Annotated in this window: 12 protein-coding genes and 1 pseudogene; 9 read left to right on the top strand and 4 right to left on the bottom strand. The window is 72.7% G+C overall.

The genetic code is table 11. From position 1 onward, the window contains the following. Nucleotides 1–56 precede the first annotated feature (56 nt). Nucleotides 57–1232, bottom strand: coding sequence for a carbohydrate-binding protein (locus tag AB0M93_RS34160; protein WP_364281391.1), 1176 nt, complete (start codon nucleotides 1230–1232; stop codon nucleotides 57–59). A 195-nt stretch (nucleotides 1233–1427) separates the two neighbouring features. Between AB0M93_RS34160 and AB0M93_RS34155 the strand changes: the two are divergent. Continuing rightward, nucleotides 1428–2578, top strand: a pseudogene (locus AB0M93_RS34155) (acyl-CoA dehydrogenase family protein). A 368-nt stretch (nucleotides 2579–2946) separates the two neighbouring features. Here the strand turns inward: AB0M93_RS34155 and AB0M93_RS34150 are convergent. Beyond that, nucleotides 2947–5244 (bottom strand): LuxR C-terminal-related transcriptional regulator, encoded by a 2298-nt coding sequence (locus AB0M93_RS34150; protein WP_364281388.1) that lies wholly within the window; start codon nucleotides 5242–5244, stop codon nucleotides 2947–2949. Nucleotides 5245–5363: 119 nt separating this feature from the next. On the opposite strand from AB0M93_RS34150, the gene AB0M93_RS34145 reads away from it, so the two are divergent. From AB0M93_RS34145 to AB0M93_RS34135, 3 genes are read left to right on the top strand one after another with little or no spacing between them, the layout of a single operon-like run. After that, entirely contained in the window at nucleotides 5364–6389 is a 1026-nt protein-coding gene (locus AB0M93_RS34145; RefSeq protein WP_364281386.1) for an amidohydrolase family protein, read from the top strand. Continuing rightward, nucleotides 6386–7279: an amidohydrolase family protein gene (locus AB0M93_RS34140; RefSeq protein WP_364281383.1), complete on the top strand. Its 894-nt coding sequence runs from the start codon at nucleotides 6386–6388 to the stop codon at nucleotides 7277–7279. Before AB0M93_RS34145 ends, AB0M93_RS34140 begins: the two co-directional genes overlap by 4 nt. A 19-nt stretch (nucleotides 7280–7298) precedes the next feature. Beyond that, complete coding sequence (locus tag AB0M93_RS34135; protein ID WP_364281381.1) at nucleotides 7299–8651, top strand: MFS transporter; 1353 nt, start codon at nucleotides 7299–7301, stop codon at nucleotides 8649–8651. Here the strand turns inward: AB0M93_RS34135 and AB0M93_RS34130 are convergent. Both AB0M93_RS34130 and AB0M93_RS34125 read right to left on the bottom strand, forming a co-directional pair. Then, nucleotides 8648–9727 (bottom strand): spore photoproduct lyase family protein, encoded by a 1080-nt coding sequence (locus tag AB0M93_RS34130; RefSeq protein WP_364281378.1) that lies wholly within the window; start codon nucleotides 9725–9727, stop codon nucleotides 8648–8650. The genes AB0M93_RS34135 and AB0M93_RS34130 overlap by 4 nt on opposite strands. A 123-nt stretch (nucleotides 9728–9850) precedes the next feature. After that, complete coding sequence (locus AB0M93_RS34125) at nucleotides 9851–10621, bottom strand: DUF1932 domain-containing protein (protein ID WP_364281375.1); 771 nt, start codon at nucleotides 10619–10621, stop codon at nucleotides 9851–9853. Nucleotides 10622–10699: 78 nt separating this feature from the next. Between AB0M93_RS34125 and AB0M93_RS34120 the strand changes: the two genes are divergently transcribed. The 5 genes from AB0M93_RS34120 (at nucleotide 10700) to AB0M93_RS34100 (ending at nucleotide 16096) form a co-directional block, all read left to right on the top strand. Beyond that, entirely contained in the window at nucleotides 10700–11374 is a 675-nt protein-coding gene (locus tag AB0M93_RS34120; RefSeq protein ID WP_364281372.1) for a GntR family transcriptional regulator, read from the top strand. Between the two features lie 109 nt (nucleotides 11375–11483). After that, entirely contained in the window at nucleotides 11484–12188 is a 705-nt protein-coding gene (locus AB0M93_RS34115; protein ID WP_364281369.1) for a 4-carboxy-4-hydroxy-2-oxoadipate aldolase/oxaloacetate decarboxylase, read from the top strand. Beyond that, complete coding sequence (locus AB0M93_RS34110) at nucleotides 12185–13237, top strand: 4-oxalomesaconate tautomerase (RefSeq protein ID WP_364281367.1); 1053 nt, start codon at nucleotides 12185–12187, stop codon at nucleotides 13235–13237. The genes AB0M93_RS34115 and AB0M93_RS34110 overlap by 4 nt, the downstream gene beginning before the upstream one ends. A gap of 120 nt (nucleotides 13238–13357) precedes the next feature. Beyond that, nucleotides 13358–14587, top strand: coding sequence for an MFS transporter (locus AB0M93_RS34105; protein ID WP_364281365.1), 1230 nt, complete (start codon nucleotides 13358–13360; stop codon nucleotides 14585–14587). 246 nt (nucleotides 14588–14833) lie between these two features. Then, complete coding sequence (locus tag AB0M93_RS34100; RefSeq protein WP_364281363.1) at nucleotides 14834–16096, top strand: GGDEF domain-containing protein; 1263 nt, start codon at nucleotides 14834–14836, stop codon at nucleotides 16094–16096. Nucleotides 16097–16158: the final 62 nt, after the last annotated feature.

Raw genomic sequence — 16158 nt, 5'->3', positions numbered from 1 at the left:
AGTGGTAAGGCGAGTTAGAACTCGCCTTACCACTCACGACCGGCCGCGGGAGGGGGTCAGCAGTGGCCGAGGTCGGCCCACTGGGCGGTCAGGCCCGGCTCCGAGCCCTGGGTCCACCAGTTCGCCTGCCACAGGTGGGCGTTGTGCTTCACCCGCTGGCCGCCGAGGTACACCGTGCCCCAGTCCCATTCCGGCGCCGTCGAGCAGTCGGCGGGCTGGGACGGCGTGGTCGGCGTCGTGGGCGTGGTCGACGGCGGGGTCGTCGACGGCGGGGTGGTCGGCGTGGTCGGGGTGGTGCAGCCGCTGACGGTGTCCACATGGGACGTTCCGGCGCCCCGGTACTGCCCGGCCTTCGCGACCGCGTCGGCGGGCGAAACGACCTGGTTGCCCGCGTAGTACGTCCAGTCGACCTGCTCGGTGTAGACGCTGTTGCCGCCGGTGTGCCCGGCGGTGTCGATGAACCACATGTTGTAGTTGATCGACATCGGCGTGCGCGGGTACACCGGGTCGCCCTGCGCGTCGGTGGTGTGGTCCGCGGTCAGGACGCCGTCGATGTAGTACTTCACGTGCCCGCCCGACACCTGCGTGACGATGTCGTGCCAGCCGGCGAAGCTGCGGTTCTGCGCGGTGGACGTGCGCAGGCCGTCCCACGTCGGCTTGTTCCAGTAGGTGTACCAGCTGGTCTGGTAGTCGGCCTGCGGGCCGCCCCAGCCGCCGTTGGGCAGGTACTCGGAGAAGTCGAGCTCGCTGTAGAGCGGATCGCGGTCGTACCGCAGGGGCGAGATCGTGAAGTAGGTTTCGTTGACGTGGTCGCCGTCGGGGCCGCTGTCCGGCGCGTCGGTGAAGCGGACCCGGCTGGCGTAGGTGCCGTCCAGGAACCGCAGCTGGTTCTGGTAGAGCTCGGCGTGCGTCGTGCCGGCCGCGCTGCCGTCGGTGGTGGCGGTCAGCTGGGCGACGCGCTCGCCGCCCACCGACGGGAAGCTGATGTTGCTGCTCAGCCAGCGCGCGCCGGGTACACCGGGGCTGCCGACGTCGTTGCGCGTGGTCCAGCCGGCCCCGCCGAACGCGGGATCGGTGGGCGAGGCGTAGTGGAAGTCGTCGAACAGCACGCCGCAGCCGGCCGCCGCGGCCGCCGGGCTGGCGTCGGCCCCGCCGGAGAGGAGCAGGGCGGTCGCGGCCACGGTCGCGACACTCGTCAGGACTGCTGTGGTGGTGCGGGTTCTGCGGGACATGGGTCTCCTCCTGGGATGGCCGTACCGCGGGGAGCGCCGATTGGTCTAGACGAATCAGGTGGCCAGTACCTTCCTCTTGACCATTGGTAAAGTCAAGGTGGCAGCAGAACTTACCTTTGGTAATTTTCGCGCGAGGCCGCGTCCGGCCGCCGGGAGCCGCCATGATGAAGGGGGAGCCGAGCGGAGGGACAGCGGATGGAGCTGACCGAGGAGGAGGCCGGGATCGTCGCGGTCGTGCGGGACTTCGTGGACCGCGACGTCCGCCCGGTGGCGCGGGAGCTGGAGCACGCCGACACCTACCCGGAAGCGCTGATCGAGCGGATGAAAGAGCTCGGCGTCTTCGGGCTCGCCGTCCCCGAAGCCTGGGGCGGGACGCCCGTCTCGGCCCGGTGCTACGCCGAGGTCACCGAGGAGCTGGCGCGCGGCTGGATGAGCCTGGCCGGCGCGATGGGCGGCCACACCGTCGTCGCCGAGCTGCTCGCCGGCCACGGGACCCGGGAGCAGCAGGCGCGCTACCTGCCGCGGATGGCCACCGGCGAGGTTCGCGCGACGATGGCGCTCACCGAACCCGGCGGCGGCTCCGACCTGCAGGCCCTGCGCACCACCGCCCGCCGGGCCGGCGAGTCCTATGTGGTCGACGGCGCCAAGACCTGGATCACCAATGCCCGGCGGTCGCAGCTGGTCGCCCTGCTGTGCAAGACCGATCCGCACGCCGAACCCGCGCACGCGGGCATCAGCATCCTGCTCGTCGAGCACGGCCCGGGCTTCGAGGTTTCCCGTGACCTACCGAAGCTGGGTTACAAGGGCGTGGAGAGCTGCGAACTGTCCTTTCGGACTTCCACGTCCCGGCGAGCGCGCTGCTCGGCGGCGAAACCGGCCGCGGGTTCGCGCAGATGATGCGCGGGCTGGAGCTCGGCCGGATCCAGGTGGCCGCCCGCGCCCTGGGCGTCGGGCGGGCCGCACTCGAGGATTCCCTGCGCTACGCCCGGGAACGCGAGACGTTCGGCAAGCCGATCTGGCAGCACCAGTCGGTCGGCAACCTCCTCGCCGACATGGCCACCAAGCTGGAGGCGGCGCGCCAGCTCGTGCACCACGCGGCCCGCCGCTACGACTCCGGCGAGCGCGCCGACCTCGAGGCCGGGATGGCGAAGCTGTTCGCCTCCGAAACGGCGATGGAGGTCGCCCTGAACGCGGTGCGGATCCACGGCGGCTACGGCTACTCCACCGAGTTCGACGTCGAACGCTACTTCCGGGACGCGCCGCTGATGATCGTCGGCGAAGGCACCAACGAGATCCAGCGGACCGTCATCACCCGGCAGCTGATCCGGCGGCATCGCCTCGGCTGAGCGGGGTCGAGCGTGGGGAGCCGTGCCGACTTGGGGGGAGGGGAAGGCACGGCCCCCCACGCTCTGGCCGGGCCACACGAGGTGGCGCCGCGGGCCCGGCTGGTCCGAAGTGGCCTATTCGGGCGGCCGGGTCCGGTTCTGCCCCGGATGGACCGTCCAGGGCGGATTGCCGCACTGCGGGCGCCAGGTGCCGAGGTGCACCCACTGGCGGCCCCAGGCGTGGGACATGAGGACGGTCGGGCGCCGGCACCGGGGGCAGGTCTGCGCTGCCGAGTCGATGGACACTCGTCCTCCTCCGCGTGCTGGGTGGTCGCGGGAAAGGATCGTCCGAACGGGACCGGAGCGGACCGGGGAAACTACCTGGATCGCTACGCGGGTCGGTCCGCGTGTGCGGCCAGCCACGACGCCACCTGGGTGCGGGAGGTGAGGCCCAGCCGCACCAGGATGTTCTCGACGTGTCCCTCCACGGTCCGTCCGCTGAGGACCAGGGCGGCCGCGATCTCCTTGTTGCTCATGCCCTGCGCCACCAGCGCGGCGATCTCCCGCTGCCGCCGGGTCAGCCCGCCGGGCTGGGCCGTCGCCTGCGCCGGTTCCGCGGCGGGCCGCTCGCCCAGCGCGCACCGGACGACCTCGTCGAGGCGGGAGCCGGCGGCCTCGGCGAAGGCCGCGTCGAACGCCTCGTCCCCGACCACCTTGCGAGCCAGGGCGGCGCACTGCTCGTCGACGCTCTGGTAAGGACTCATCTCGCCGACGCGGGCGCCGCTGAGCCGCCAGACCGCGCCGGCGCCCCCGAGCAGCCGGGCCACCCGCTCGTGCGCGCCCTCGGCGGAGCGGCACCACGCGAGCGCCTCGACGAGGAACGCGAGCAGCGTGCGGTCCGGCAACCGCAGCGCGACGGCCTCGCGCAGCAGCTCCGCCGCCGCCCCGGGCCGGCCCGCCCGCCAGCGGTGGATCGCGACGGCCCACAGCGCGTAGCCCCGTGACCACTGCGCCTCGTGCCGGTCGGCCAGGGCGAGCGCCTCCTCGGCCGCGGCCGCGCCGCGCGGGTCGCCGAGGAAGAAGCGCGCGGCGGCGAGCAGGATCAGCGTGTCGAACACCAGCAGCGCGTCCCCGGCGGTGCGGTACCCGGCCAGCGCCCGCTCCAGCAGTTCGGCCCCGCCGGTCAGGTCGCCGGTGAAGAACGTGGCCATGCCGGCGCACTCCGCGTGCCCGGCCCGGAGCCGGTCGTCGGCGAGCTCTCCGGCCAGCTCGCCCAGCTCCGCCAGCAGTTCCGCGTGCGGCGCCCCGGTCTGGATCGCGAGGAACGCCATCGCGTACAGGCCGCGGGCGCGGACCAGCGTGCGCTCGCCGCACAGCTCGAGGCCGCGCCGCAGGTATCCGCAGCCCTCCGGGACGAGGCCGCCGCCGTACCAGAAGTTCCACAGCGAAGCCGCGATGTCCAGCGCCTGGCTCGCCTGCCCGGGACCGGCGAGGCAGTGTTCGAGCACGGCCCGGAGGTTGGCGTGTTCGCGCCGGAGCCTGCCGAGCCACTCCGACTGCCGCGGGCCGAACCCCTCGGCCCGGTAGCGCCGCGCGAGGTCCGCGTAGTACGCGGCCTGCCGGGCCCGCACGTCGGCCTCGTCGCCTGCTTCGGCCAGCTTGACGCCGCCGTAGTCGCGGACGGTCTCCAGCATGCGGTACCAGGCGTGCCGTCCGAAGGTGCCGTTCCGGCGGCTGAGGACGGACTTGTCCACCAGGCCCGTGACGACGTCCAGCGTGCCGGCGCCGTCGGCTTCCGCGGGCGCGCAGACGCGTTCGGCGGCGTCGAGGTCGAAGCCGCCGGGGAACACCGACGCCTGCGCCCACAGCCGCTGTTCCGCGGGCGTGCAGAGCTCGAAACTCCAGCCGATCGCCGCTTCCAGGGTCCGGCGGCGGCCCCGGGTGGCGGACGGTCCCGAGGTGAGCGGGCCGAGGCGGTCGTCGAGCCGCTCGAGGACCTGGTCGACCGAGAGCACGCGGACGCGGACGGCGGCCAGCTCGATGGCCAGCGGGATGCCCTCCAGCCGGCGGCAGATCCGGCTCACCGCCGCCCGGTTGCCCGGGGTGAGTTCGAAGCCGGGCGAGACGGCGGCGGCGCGTTCGGTGAACAGCGTCACCGCCTCGGCCGGGCCGGCGCCGGTGTCGCCGGGCGGCGGGACCGGCAGCGGCTCGACGTGCAGGATGTGCTCGCCCTCCACGTGCAGCGTGTGCCGGCTGGTGGCCAGCACCCGGAGGCCGCCGGAGCCCGCGAGCAGCTTCGCGGCCAGCGTCGCGCACTCGTCCGCGACGTGCTCGCAGTTGTCCAGCACCAGCAGCAGCTGCCGGTCTTCGAGGTGCTCGGCGAGCCCGGCCGCCTGGTCGCTGGTGCCGCGCAGGCCGAACGCCGCCGCGACGGCGTTGGGCACCAGGCGGGGATCGCCCAGGTCGCCCAGCTCGACCAGCCACACGCCGTCGGCGAAGGCCCGGCGCACGTCGGCGGCGACCCGCAGGGCCAGCCGCGTCTTGCCCACGCCGGCGGGACCGGTCAGCGTGACCAGCCTGGCCGCCGCCAGCAGGCGTTTCGCCGCCCCGGCCTCCTGCCGTCTGCCGACGAAGCTGGTCAGCTCGGCGGGCAGATTGCCGGTGCTGCGGCGGGATCGGGCACCCATGCGCAGAGTGTAGGTCGGGCCGGACGGCGCTCACGTAACTACTTCGTCGCAGATATTGTTAACAATCTCATCGACGATTAGGGTGCGACTATCGAAACCCGAAGCGACGAGGAAACCCCGTGATCATCGACTGCCACGGCCACTACACCACCGCGCCGCCCGCCCTCGCGGCGTGGCGCGACCGGCAGGTCGCCGCGCTGGACGGCGCCGTCCCGGCGCCCGCCCGCGCGGACCTGCGGATCAGCGACGACGAACTGCGCGAAACGATCGAGCCGAACCAGCTGCGGCTGATGGACGAACGCGGGATCGACCTGACGATCTTCTCGCCCCGCGCCTCCTTCATGGCTCACCACGTCGGCGGCTTCGAGACGTCGTCGGCGTGGGCGGCGATCTGCAACGAGCTCTGCCACCGCGTCAGCACGCTCTACCCCGGGCGGTTCGCGCCGGCGGCGATGCTCCCGCAGTCCCCGGGCGTCGACCCCGCCACCTGCGTTCCCGAGCTGACCCGCTGCGTCGAGGAGTACGGCGCCGTCGCGCTGAACCTCAACCCCGATCCCAGCGGCGGCCACTGGACGGCCCCGCCGCTCACCGACCGGTCGTGGTACCCGATCTACGAGAAGATGGTCGAGTACGACGTCCCGGCGATGGTGCACGTCAGCACCAGCGTCAACCCGGCGTTCCACACCACCGGCGCGCACTACCTCAACGCCGATACGACCGCGTTCATGCAGCTCGTGCAGGGCGACCTGTTCACCGACTTCCCGACGCTGCGGCTGGTCATCCCGCACGGCGGCGGCGCGGTGCCCTACCACTGGGGCCGGTTCCGCGGCCTGGCGACGGCCTTGGGCAAGCCGGAGCTGGAAGAGCACGTGCTGGGCAACGTCTTCTTCGACACCTGCGTCTACCACCAGCCGGGCTCGGACCTGCTCTTCGACGTCATCCCGGCGCGCAACATCCTGTTCGCCTCGGAGATGATCGGCGCGGTCCGGAGCGTGGACCCGCGCACCGGCCACCACTTCGACGACACCCGCCGGTACGCCGAAGCGGCGAAACTGTCCGAAGCGGACTGGGCGGCGATCCGGGAGCACAACGCCCGCGCCGTCTACCCGCGACTGGACGCCCTCCTGAAGGGGCAGGGCCGGTGACCGCGGCCAAGACGCCGGGCTGGCTGGACTGGTGCGCCGAACCGTCCACTCCGGACTTCCGGCTGCCGCCCGGCACGGTCGACGCCCACTGCCACGTCTTCGGCCCCCAGGCGGAGTTCCCGTTCGCGCCGGAACGCAAGTACACGCCGTGCGACGCGAGCAAGGATCAGCTCTTCGCCCTGCGCGACCACCTCGGCGTCGCCCGGAACGTGATCGTGCAGGCCACCTGCCACGGCGCGGACAACTCCGCGATGGCCGACGCCGTCCGGGCGGCCGGCGGCCGCGCGCGCGGGGTCGCCACCGTCCGGCCCGACGTCGGCGACGCCGCACTGCGGGAGCTGCACGCGGCGGGCGTCCGCGGCGTGCGGTTCAACTTCGTCAAGCGGCTGGTCGACGCCGCACCCCACGAAGACCTCCGTGCCATCGCGAAGAAGATCGCCCCGCTCGGCTGGCACGTCGTGCTGTACTTCGAGGCCGCCGATCTCCCCGAGCTGGCGGGCTTCTTCGGCGGGCTGCCCACCCCGCTGGTGATCGACCACATGGGACGCCCCGACGTCACCAAGCCGGTCGACGGCCCGGAGTTCCGCCGGTTTCTCGACTTCGCCGCGGCCAACGACGTGTGGGTGAAGGTGAGCTGTCCCGAACGGCTCACCGTCACCGGGCCGCCGGCCTACGCCGACGTCGTGCCGTTCGCCCGCCGCGTCGTCGCGGAGTTCCCGGACCGGGTGCTGTGGGGCACCGACTGGCCGCACCCGAACCTGAAGGACCACATGCCCGACGACGGCCTGCTCGTCGACCACGTCCCGCGGATCGCGGAAACCCCTGAAGCGCAGCGAAAGCTGCTCGTCGACAACCCGATGCGCCTCTACTGGCCCGGCGAAACCGCCTGAACCCCCGGAAAGGCATGCAATGCAGCACGCCAACGCGCTCAACCGGCTGAACCGCCTGCCGATCGCCCGGTTCCACAAGGTCACCCTGTTCGCCGTCTCGTTCGCCTACTTCTTCGAGTTCGCCGACATCAACAGCTTCGCCACCACCGCACCCAAGCTGATCAAGCTCTGGGGCGTGACGGTCGATCAGGTCGCGTACGTGACTTCGCTGTCGTTCGTCGGCATGTTCTTCGGCTCGATCATCGCGAGCACGATCGCCGACCGCTGGGGCCGGAAGAACGCGCTCGTGCTGACGACCGTGTGGTTCGGCGTCTTCTCGTTCGCGGCGGTGTTCTCGTGGGACATCGTGTCCCTCGGCGTGTTCCGCGTCCTGACTTCGGCGGGCCTGTCGGCGATGACCGTCGTCGCGGTGATCTACGTCAGCGAGCTGTACCCGGCGGCGAACCGCGGCAAGTACCAGGCCTACGCGATCGTGATCGGCATCTGCGGGACACCGGTGACGAACCTGATCGCCAGCGTCGTGGTCCCGCTCGGTGACTGGGCGTGGCGGCTGGTGTACCTGTGGGGCGCGCTCGGCGTCCTGCTCGTGCTGTTCACGCGGCGGCTGAAGGAGTCACCTCGCTGGTACGAAAGCCGTGGCGAGCACGCGAAGGCGGACGCGGTGCTGCGGGAGATCGAGGCCCACGTCGCGGCGGAGAAGGGCCCGCTGCCGGAGCCGGCGCCGCCGGTGGGGGAGGCCCCGGTGGCCAAGGCGCCGCTGCGGCTGTTGCTGCGCAAGAAGTACCTGCTGCCGACGCTGCTGCTGACCGTGCTCTGGGTCACCCAGACGATCGGGTTCTTCGGCTATTCGAGCTGGGCGCCGACGCTGCTGGCCAAGGAAGGCTTCAGCGTCGAGAAGTCGGTGTTCTACGTGGCGCTCACGACGGTCGGCGCGCCGCTGGGCTCGTACCTGGCGGCCCTGGTCACCGACCGCTTCGAGCGCAAGTGGTGCCTGGTCGCGTTCGGCGCGGTGATCGCGCTGTGCGGGCTGTTGTACGGGCTGACGTTCGATCCCGTGCTCATCGTGGTGTTCGGCTTCCTGGTCAACATGTTCGAGCGCGGCTACACGGCGCTGGGGTACGCGTATTCGCCGGAGCTGTTCGACACGCGCGGCCGCTCGCTGGGCACGGGCGTGTCGTACGGCTTGGGCCGGCTGTCGAACGCGGCGGGCCCGCTGATCGTGGCCGGGCTGTACAACGGCAGCGGGTACCGGAGCGTGTTCTTCTTCATCGCCGGTACGTGGCTGGCCGGCGCGGTGGTGCTGGCGGTCTTCGGGCCGCGGACGCGGCAGGCGCGGCTCGCGCGCGTCCCCGCGGCGCCGGCCGGTGTCTAGAACGCGTACCGGACGCGCAGGTAGGGCGCGTGGACGGCGATGAGGCCGAGGAGCTCGTCCAGCAGGGCCCGCTTGTGGCCGGCGCGGTAGCGGACGTTCACGCCGCCGCCCTCGCTGCGTTTGGTCTCCTGCAGGTCGGGCCGCCACAGGACCTGCTCCGCCTTCGGGTGCCAGCCGAGGTTGACCTCGTGCAGGCCGCGGTTGTGCGTCAGCATGATCACCTCCGCGGCCAGCTGGGCCTTGGTGACGTCGTTCGTGGCGTCGCCGAGGTCCTGCAGCAGCCGGGTCCAGTCGGCCGGCCAGCCGTCGTAGACGACGACGGGGCTCAGGTTGACGTGCACCTCGTACCCGGCGGCGACGAAGTCGTCCAGCGCGCGCAGCCGGTCGGCGATCGGGCTGGTCCGCAGGTCGAGCAGCTTCGCGGGCCGCTCGGGCATCAGCGAGAACCGGATGCGCGTGCGGCCGCGCGGGGCCAGGTCCAGCAGCCCGCGGTGGACGTACTTCGTGGCGAAGGACGCCTTCGCGGTGGGTTGCCCGGCGAACAGGCCGATCAGGTCCGCGACGTTGTCGCTGACGAGGGCGTCGACCGAGCAGTCGGAGTTCTCGCCGATGTCGTAGACCCACGCGGCGGGGTCGCACTGGTTCGGCTCCGGCTTGGGCCCCTGCCGGGCGATGTGGCGGGTGAGGTACCCGGTGATCTGCTCGATGTTGGCGAAGACGGTGATCGGGTTGGAGTAGCCCTTGCGCCGCGGGACGTAGCAGTAGGCGCACGCCATCGCGCAGCCGTTGGACGTCGAGGGGGCGATGAAGTCGGCGGACCGCCCGTTGGGCCGGGCCGTCAGTGACTTCTTGATCCCCAGGACCAGGGCTTCGCGCTTGATCCGCACCCAGCGTCGGACGTTGGTCTCGTCGCCGTGCAGTTCGGGGATGCGCCAGTGACTGTCGACTTCGACGACGGTGGCGCCGGGAAAGCGGTCCAGCACCTGACGGCCGCGGGGGAGCTCGGCGGCGGCGGGTTCGACGTAGATGCGCGACGGGGCGAGCAGCTTTTCCCGTTCGAGGGCCGCGTCCGTCACACCGTTTCACCTGCGCAGGTTGGGGACCTTCGAGTCTACCCGCGGGACGCTCGCCGCACCCGGCAAGCCGGCGACGGCGAAGCCCGGTGTGGACTGTCCACTTGCGACCAGGACGCCGTTTTGTCAACGATCCTGTGCGAGGTGTCGGAGCTGATCGCGTGCGGCCGCGGCGACGTCGGCCCGGACGCCGAGTTCGCCGAGCATTTCGGCGGCGGCCGCCATCTCGGCGGTGCGGCGGACAGCGTGCCGGTAAGAGCCGTCGACCAGCCGGTCGACGGTGGCCGCGTCGGCGGCGGTGAGCTCGCCGACGACGAGCTCGCGCAGCCAGTCTTCGCACCCGGCGGCGCGTGCGGCGTGCAGGGCTTCGACCACGGCGGCGGACATGCCCTTGAAGAAGACGCTCCGCAGCAGCTTGCGCTCGGCGGCGAGCCCGGCCTCGCCCGGCATGACCTCGACGGCCGCGCCGAGCGGGTTCAGGAGCGCAGCGACGGTGCCGGCGGCGGCCCCGGTGGCCAGCATCGGGACCCGCAGCCCGCGGCCGGGGACGGGAGCCATGATCGCGACGTCGGCGAAGGGGGCGCTGCGTCCGGCGGCGACGGCGGCCAGCCGGCGTTTGGTGCCGGGGGAGGCGGTGTTCAGGTCGGCCCAGGCGGCGCCGGGTCCGAAGCCGGCGAGCCCGGCCACCAGTGCGTCCAGGGCGGCCGACGCGCTGTTGACGCTGAGGACCAGGTCGGCGCCGCGGGCGGCCTCGGCTTCGGAGCCCGTGGCCACGACGCCGTCGGGGGCGGGGGCGGCCGGGTCGTACCCCCGGACGGTGACCCCGGCGGCCACCAGGTCGCGGGCGAACGCGCCGCCCGCTTCGCCCAGTCCGAGTACCGCGATGGTTCCGGTCATAGCAGAATCCTCCTCAACAGCTACGATCGAGTACACGATGTGTTCGACAAAATTGTCAACAATAACGGAGCCGAGGCTATGACCGAGAGTGCTGCGGACCGGCAGCCGGGGGAGCGTTCCGTGGTGGCGGCCGTCCGCGACGCCATCGTCCGCGGCGAGTTCGTACCCAACCAGCGGCTGGTCGAGGCCGATCTGTCCGCCCAGTTCGGGGCGAGCCGGGCGACCGTGCGCGCGGCGCTGATCGAGCTCACGAACGAAGGTCTCGTAGAGCGCGTGCAGAACCGGGGCGCCCGCGTGCGCGCGGTGTCGCTGGAGGAGGCCGTCGAGATTTCCGAGGTCCGCATGATGCTGGAGTCGCTGTGCGCGGCGAAGGCGGCCGAGCGCATCTCGGACGCCGAGGTGGGCGAGCTGCGCGAACTGGGCGAGCGCATGCAGATGGCCGTGGCGGGCGGCGACGTGGTCGGGTACTCCGGCCTGAACCAGCGGCTGCACCGCAGGATCCGCGAGATCAGCGGCCAGCGCACGGCGGCGCAGGTGCTGGAGCGGCTGCGCGGCCAGAGTGTCCGCCACCAGTTCCGCCTGGCGATGCGCCCGGGCCGGCCGCAGGTCTCGCTCCCGGAACACCTGGCGATCATCGACGCGATCTGCGCGAACCACCCGGAGGAGGCGGCCGAGGCGGCGCGCGTCCACCTGAGCAGCGTGATCGAGGCGCTGAAGGCAGCGGACGCAGAGGTCTCCCCGCTCCACCCCTGATCCGAGCTCACCTCGTCTACGGCAACTCGCGGCCCCTTCGGGTACTCGGCGGTCAACTTGGCCGCCAAAATTGTTGACAATTTCGTCTACCGGATCGTACGGTGGCCGGATGAAGCCCGTCATCGTCACCGATCCGCCGCGGGCCGACCTCGGGCAGGTTGCGCAGCTGGCGGAGTACGGCGTTGCCACCGTCCACGAGGCTCTGGGCCGCTCCGGGCTGCTCGGGACGGATCTCCGGCCCCTCCAGGACGGCGCCCGGGTCGGCGGCACCGCCGTCACCGCGCTCTGCTGGCCCGGGGACAACCTGATGATCCACGCGGCCGTCGAGCAGTGCCGCGAAGGCGACCTCCTCGTCGTCACCACCACTTCACCGAACCGGGACGGCCTCTTCGGCGAGCTCTTCGCCACCGCGCTGCGCCGTCGCGGGGTGCGGGGGCTCGTCACCACCACCGGTGTCCGGGACGTCGCCGATCTGCGGGCGCTCGGCTTTCCCGTCTGGTCCGCCGCCGTCAGTGCACAGGGCACCGTGAAGGCGACCGCCGGTGCCGTCAACGTGCCCGTCGTCGTCGGCGGGCAGCTCGTCCGGCCCGGTGACGCCGTCCTGGCCGACGACGACGGTGTCCTCTGCGTCCCCCGGGAAGACGTCCAAAGTGGACTGAAGAAGGCGCGAGCCCGGCTGGAAAAGGAAGCCGAAGCCCGGGAAGCCTTCGCGAACGGCCAGCTCGGCCTCGACCGCTACGGGCTGCGCGACAAGCTCGAAGCCCTCGGCGTCCGGTACCTGACCGCCGAGGAGTACGAAAAGGAGCAGGCATGACCGGCGTGCGCTGCATGCTCATGCGCGGCGGCACCTCGAAGGGCGCCTACTTCCTCGCCGGCGACCTTCCCGCCGACCCGGCCGAGCGCGACGACCTGCTGCTGCGGATCATGGGCACCCCCGACCCGCGCCAGATCGACGGGCTCGGCGGCGCGCAGCCGGTCACCAGCAAGGTCGCGATCGTCTCGGCGGCCACCGGCGACAGCCACGACGTCGACTACCTGTTCCTGCAGCTCGGCGTGGAGGAGCCCACCGTCTCCGATCGCCAGACCTGCGGCAACCTCCTCGCCGGCGTCGGGCAGTTCGCCGTCGAACGGGGGCTCGTGGCCGCCGGTCCCGAACGCACCAGCGTCCGCGTGCGGCTGCTCAACACCGGTTCGATCGCCGTCGCGACCTTCCCCACCCCTCGGGGCGAGGTCGACTACCGCGGCGGCACGGCCATCTCCGGCGTGCCCGGCACCGCCGCCCCCGTCGAACTGGACTTCACCGGGACCGAAGGGTCCGTCTGCGGCAGCCTCCTGCCCACCGGCCACGTCCGCGACGACGTCGGCGGCCTCGAAGTGTCCTGTGTGGACAACGGGATGCCGGTCGTGGTCGCCCGCGCCGCGGATCTCGGCATCTCCGGGTACGAACCGGCCGCCGAACTCGCCGCCGACACCGCGCTCGCCGCCCGGATCGACGCCCTGCGCACCGAGGCCGGCAAGCTGATGGGGCTCGGTGACGTCGGCGGCAGCTCGGTGCCCAAGACCACCCTGGTCGCCGCGCCGCGTGACGGCGGCGCGATCTGCACCCGCACGTTCATCCCGGTCAAGCCGCACCCGTCGATCGGGGTGCTCGGCGCGGTGAGCGTCGTGACCGCGGTGCTGCTCGACGGCGCCGTCGGCAGCGAACTCCTCGTCGTCCCGCCCGCGGGCGCGCCCGTCGAAGTCGAGCACCCGAGCGGCAAGCTCGCCGTGGCGATCGAATTCGACGGGCCCCGCGTCCGCCGGTCGACGATCCTCCGCACCGCCCGGAAACTGTTCGACGGCACCGTTTTCCCCCGGTCCTGAGGAGCATTCCGGGCCCGGCCCCTCGCATCGGTGTACCTGCGAGCACGGTGGTGGACGGCGTCCCCAGGCGCTACGGTGAGCTTCTCGGTCAGCGCACTGCGTGACGGCCTGGGGGTAGGGATGAGCAGGACGTGGTCCGCGTTCGCGGTGCGCGGGTTCCGGGTGCTCTGGCTGGCGGGTCTGCTGTCGGTGGCCGGCGACCAGCTCGCCCGGGTCGCCTTGTCGATACTCGTCTTCCAGCGCACCGGTTCCGCGGCGCTGAGTGCGGCGACGTACGCGCTGTCGATGCTGCCCGCACTCGTGTCGGGAGCGCTGCTTTCCTGGCTGGCCGACCGGTTCCCGCGGCGCCGCGTGCTGGTGGCGTGCGACGTCGTCCGGGCGGCGCTGGTGGCCGTCATGGCCGTGCCCGTCGTGCCGTTGCCGCTGATGGCCGCGCTGCTCGTGCTGGTGCAGCTGGCCGAAGCGCCGTTCTCGGCGGCGCAGGGCGCGGTCCTGCCGGAGCTGCTCGGGTCCCGTTACGAGGCCGGGCAGACGGTGCAGCAGGTCACCACGCAGCTGTGCCTGGTGCTGGGGTTCGTCGCGGCCGCGTTCGTGGTCACCGCGGTCGGCGCGCACGCCGCGCTGGCGATCGACGCCGCCACCTTCGCCGCGTCCGCTGTGCTGATCCGGGCCGGCCTCGGCAGCCATCCGCCCCCGAGCGGTGACGGCGAAAGCGGGGCGACGTGGTGGCGGCGCTCCTGGCGCCGGATCGCCGCGGGTGCGGTCACCGTGAGCCGGGACCGCACGCTGGGCACGCTGGTGTGGCTGGGCTGGCTGGCGCTGTTCACGGTCGTGCCCGAGGGGCTCGCCGTGCCGTTCGCGCAGCAGGTCGGCGCGGGCGGTGGCTGGATCGGGGTGCTGCTCGCCGCGGAACCGGCGGGCGCGGTCGCCGGGGCGCTGCTGCTGCGGCGGGTCGCCCGGCCGGTGCGGGTGCGCGCGCTGGGCGTGCTCGCGGTCGGGACGTCGGCGCCGCTCGTGGCGTTTTGGGGCCGGCCGACCCTGGGCGCGGCGCTGGCCCTGCTCTTCGTGTCCGGGCTGTTCTCGGCCTACCAGGTCACCGCGGGGGCGACGTTCGTCCAGCTGTCGCCGCCGCGGGTGCGCGGGCGGACCCTCGGGTTCGCCCGGATGGGGATGACCGCCGGGCAGGGGCTCGGGATCGTGGCCGGCGGGGTGCTCGCCCAGCTGGCCGGGCCGTCCACGGCGATCGCCTGGGCGGGTACCGCGGGAGCGCTGGTCGCGCTCGCCGCGGCCGCGGCTTGGGCGCGTCGCCGTCCGGACGCCGTCTCGGCAGCGCTGCCGGCCGAAACCTGAGGTGTCACCAGCCTTTGTCGCTCATGGCGCGCTCCTTCCGGTGCGGGGGGACGGGGTTCGGTCGCGGGGTTCACCAGCCCTTGTCGCTCATCGGCTCGCCCTTTCCGTGCGGTTCGTCCGGTGCCGGATACCCCGAATCGTCCCAGCCGCCCGGTCGGGTCGCAGGGGAGGGAACCGGCTGACAACGAGCCTCGGCGCGACTACCCTGGGCAATCAGGTGACCACCGGCGCGGGGGAGGCGCTGCGATGAGGGGAAGTGAGGTCACCGGCGGAGGTCGTTCGCCGTCGGGCTGGAAGCTGTGGTCGTTACCGGGACGGGTGCTGCTCCTCGTCCTGGCCGTGGACCTGGTGGCGCTGGGTGTGCTGGCCGTCGCGGCCCGGACGCCGCCGGCACCCGGGGAGTGGGTGACGGCGGGCTGGCTCGCCGCGGCGGCACTGCCGCACCTGCACGCGTCCCACCTGATCGAGCGGCGGCGCCGGGACCGCTCGGGTTCGCCGTACGTCGACCTCTGCAGCGTCTGGATCTTCGCCGGCGTGCTGGCCCTGCCGCTGGTGCTCGAACTGGCGCTGGTGGCGGTGATCTACGCCCACCGCTGGCTGCTGGTCAACCGGTTCGACCCGGTCCGCCCGCCGCACCGGACCGTGTTCACCGCCGCCACGCTCGCGCTGGCCGCGGCGGCCGCGGCCGGCGTGCTGCAGCTGACCGGCGTCCACGCGCACCTCGCCGGCGGCGCGCGGCCCGGCTGGGCCGACCTGGCCGCCGTCGTCGCCGCGGCCGCGGTGCAGTGGGTGGTCAACACCGCCCTCGTCGGCACGGTCATCGCCTGGACGGTCACCGTCGAGCACCCCCGCCGGCTGCTCGGCAGCGCCTCGGACAACCTGCTGGAGGTCAGCCAGCTGGCGCTCGGCGTGTTCGTCGCGGCCGCGCTGCTGTGGTGGCCGCCGGCAGCACTGCTGATGATCATCCCGACGTTCGCGCTGCACCAGTGCGTCCAGCTCGACCAGCTCAAGCTCGCCGCCCGCACCGACCAGCGCACCGGGCTGCTCAACGCGATCGCCTGGCACGAGCAGGCCGAGCACGCGCTCGGGCGCACCCGCGGCCGGACGGGGGTGCTGATGATCGACCTCGACTGGTTCAAGCGCATCAACGACACCCACGGCCACCCGGTCGGCGACGACGTCCTGGCCGAGGTGGCCACGGTGCTCACCAGGACCGTCCGGCGCGGCGACACGGTCGGCCGGTACGGCGGCGAGGAGTTCGCCGTCCTGCTGCCCGACGTCGACGAAGCCGAGATCCGCGCGATCGCCGAGCGGATCCGCGTCCGCATCCGGGCGCTGCGCATCACGACGCCGGCGGGGGAGCCGGTAACGCTGTCGGCGACGATCGGCGCGGCGCTGCACCCGGTCGTGCCGGGAGCCAGTCTCGACGAGGTGATCCGGGCTGCCGACGATGCGCTGTATGCGGGCAAGAAGGCCGGGCGCGATCGGGTGGCGGTCGCTGGTTGCTGACCCGTCGGTGCCGGCCGGGCCGCGGCGGGTTCAGCTCGTCTGGCGCACTTCCAGGTGGTGTG

This window comes from Amycolatopsis sp. NPDC051102 (assembly GCF_040682815.1).
In the GTDB taxonomy this organism is placed as follows: domain Bacteria; phylum Actinomycetota; class Actinomycetes; order Mycobacteriales; family Pseudonocardiaceae; genus Amycolatopsis.
Note: the sequence above shows the minus strand (reverse complement) of the source record. Positions and strands in the feature narration are given on the sequence as shown.

Excerpts from the sequence above, each read along its gene's own strand:
- AB0M93_RS34160 (WP_364281391.1), bottom strand. The coding sequence starts at position 1,232 with ATGTCCCGCAGAACCCGCACCACCACAGCAGTCCTGACGAGTGTCGCG.
- AB0M93_RS34150 (WP_364281388.1), bottom strand. The coding sequence starts at position 5,244 with ATGGGTGCCCGATCCCGCCGCAGCACCGGCAATCTGCCCGCCGAGCTG.
- AB0M93_RS34135 (WP_364281381.1), top strand. The coding sequence starts at position 7,299 with ATGCAGCACGCCAACGCGCTCAACCGGCTGAACCGCCTGCCGATCGCC.
- AB0M93_RS34125 (WP_364281375.1), bottom strand. The coding sequence starts at position 10,621 with ATGACCGGAACCATCGCGGTACTCGGACTGGGCGAAGCGGGCGGCGCG.
- AB0M93_RS34120 (WP_364281372.1), top strand. The coding sequence starts at position 10,700 with ATGACCGAGAGTGCTGCGGACCGGCAGCCGGGGGAGCGTTCCGTGGTG.
- AB0M93_RS34115 (WP_364281369.1), top strand. The coding sequence starts at position 11,484 with ATGAAGCCCGTCATCGTCACCGATCCGCCGCGGGCCGACCTCGGGCAG.
- AB0M93_RS34110 (WP_364281367.1), top strand. The coding sequence starts at position 12,185 with ATGACCGGCGTGCGCTGCATGCTCATGCGCGGCGGCACCTCGAAGGGC.
- AB0M93_RS34105 (WP_364281365.1), top strand. The coding sequence starts at position 13,358 with ATGAGCAGGACGTGGTCCGCGTTCGCGGTGCGCGGGTTCCGGGTGCTC.
- AB0M93_RS34100 (WP_364281363.1), top strand. The coding sequence starts at position 14,834 with ATGAGGGGAAGTGAGGTCACCGGCGGAGGTCGTTCGCCGTCGGGCTGG.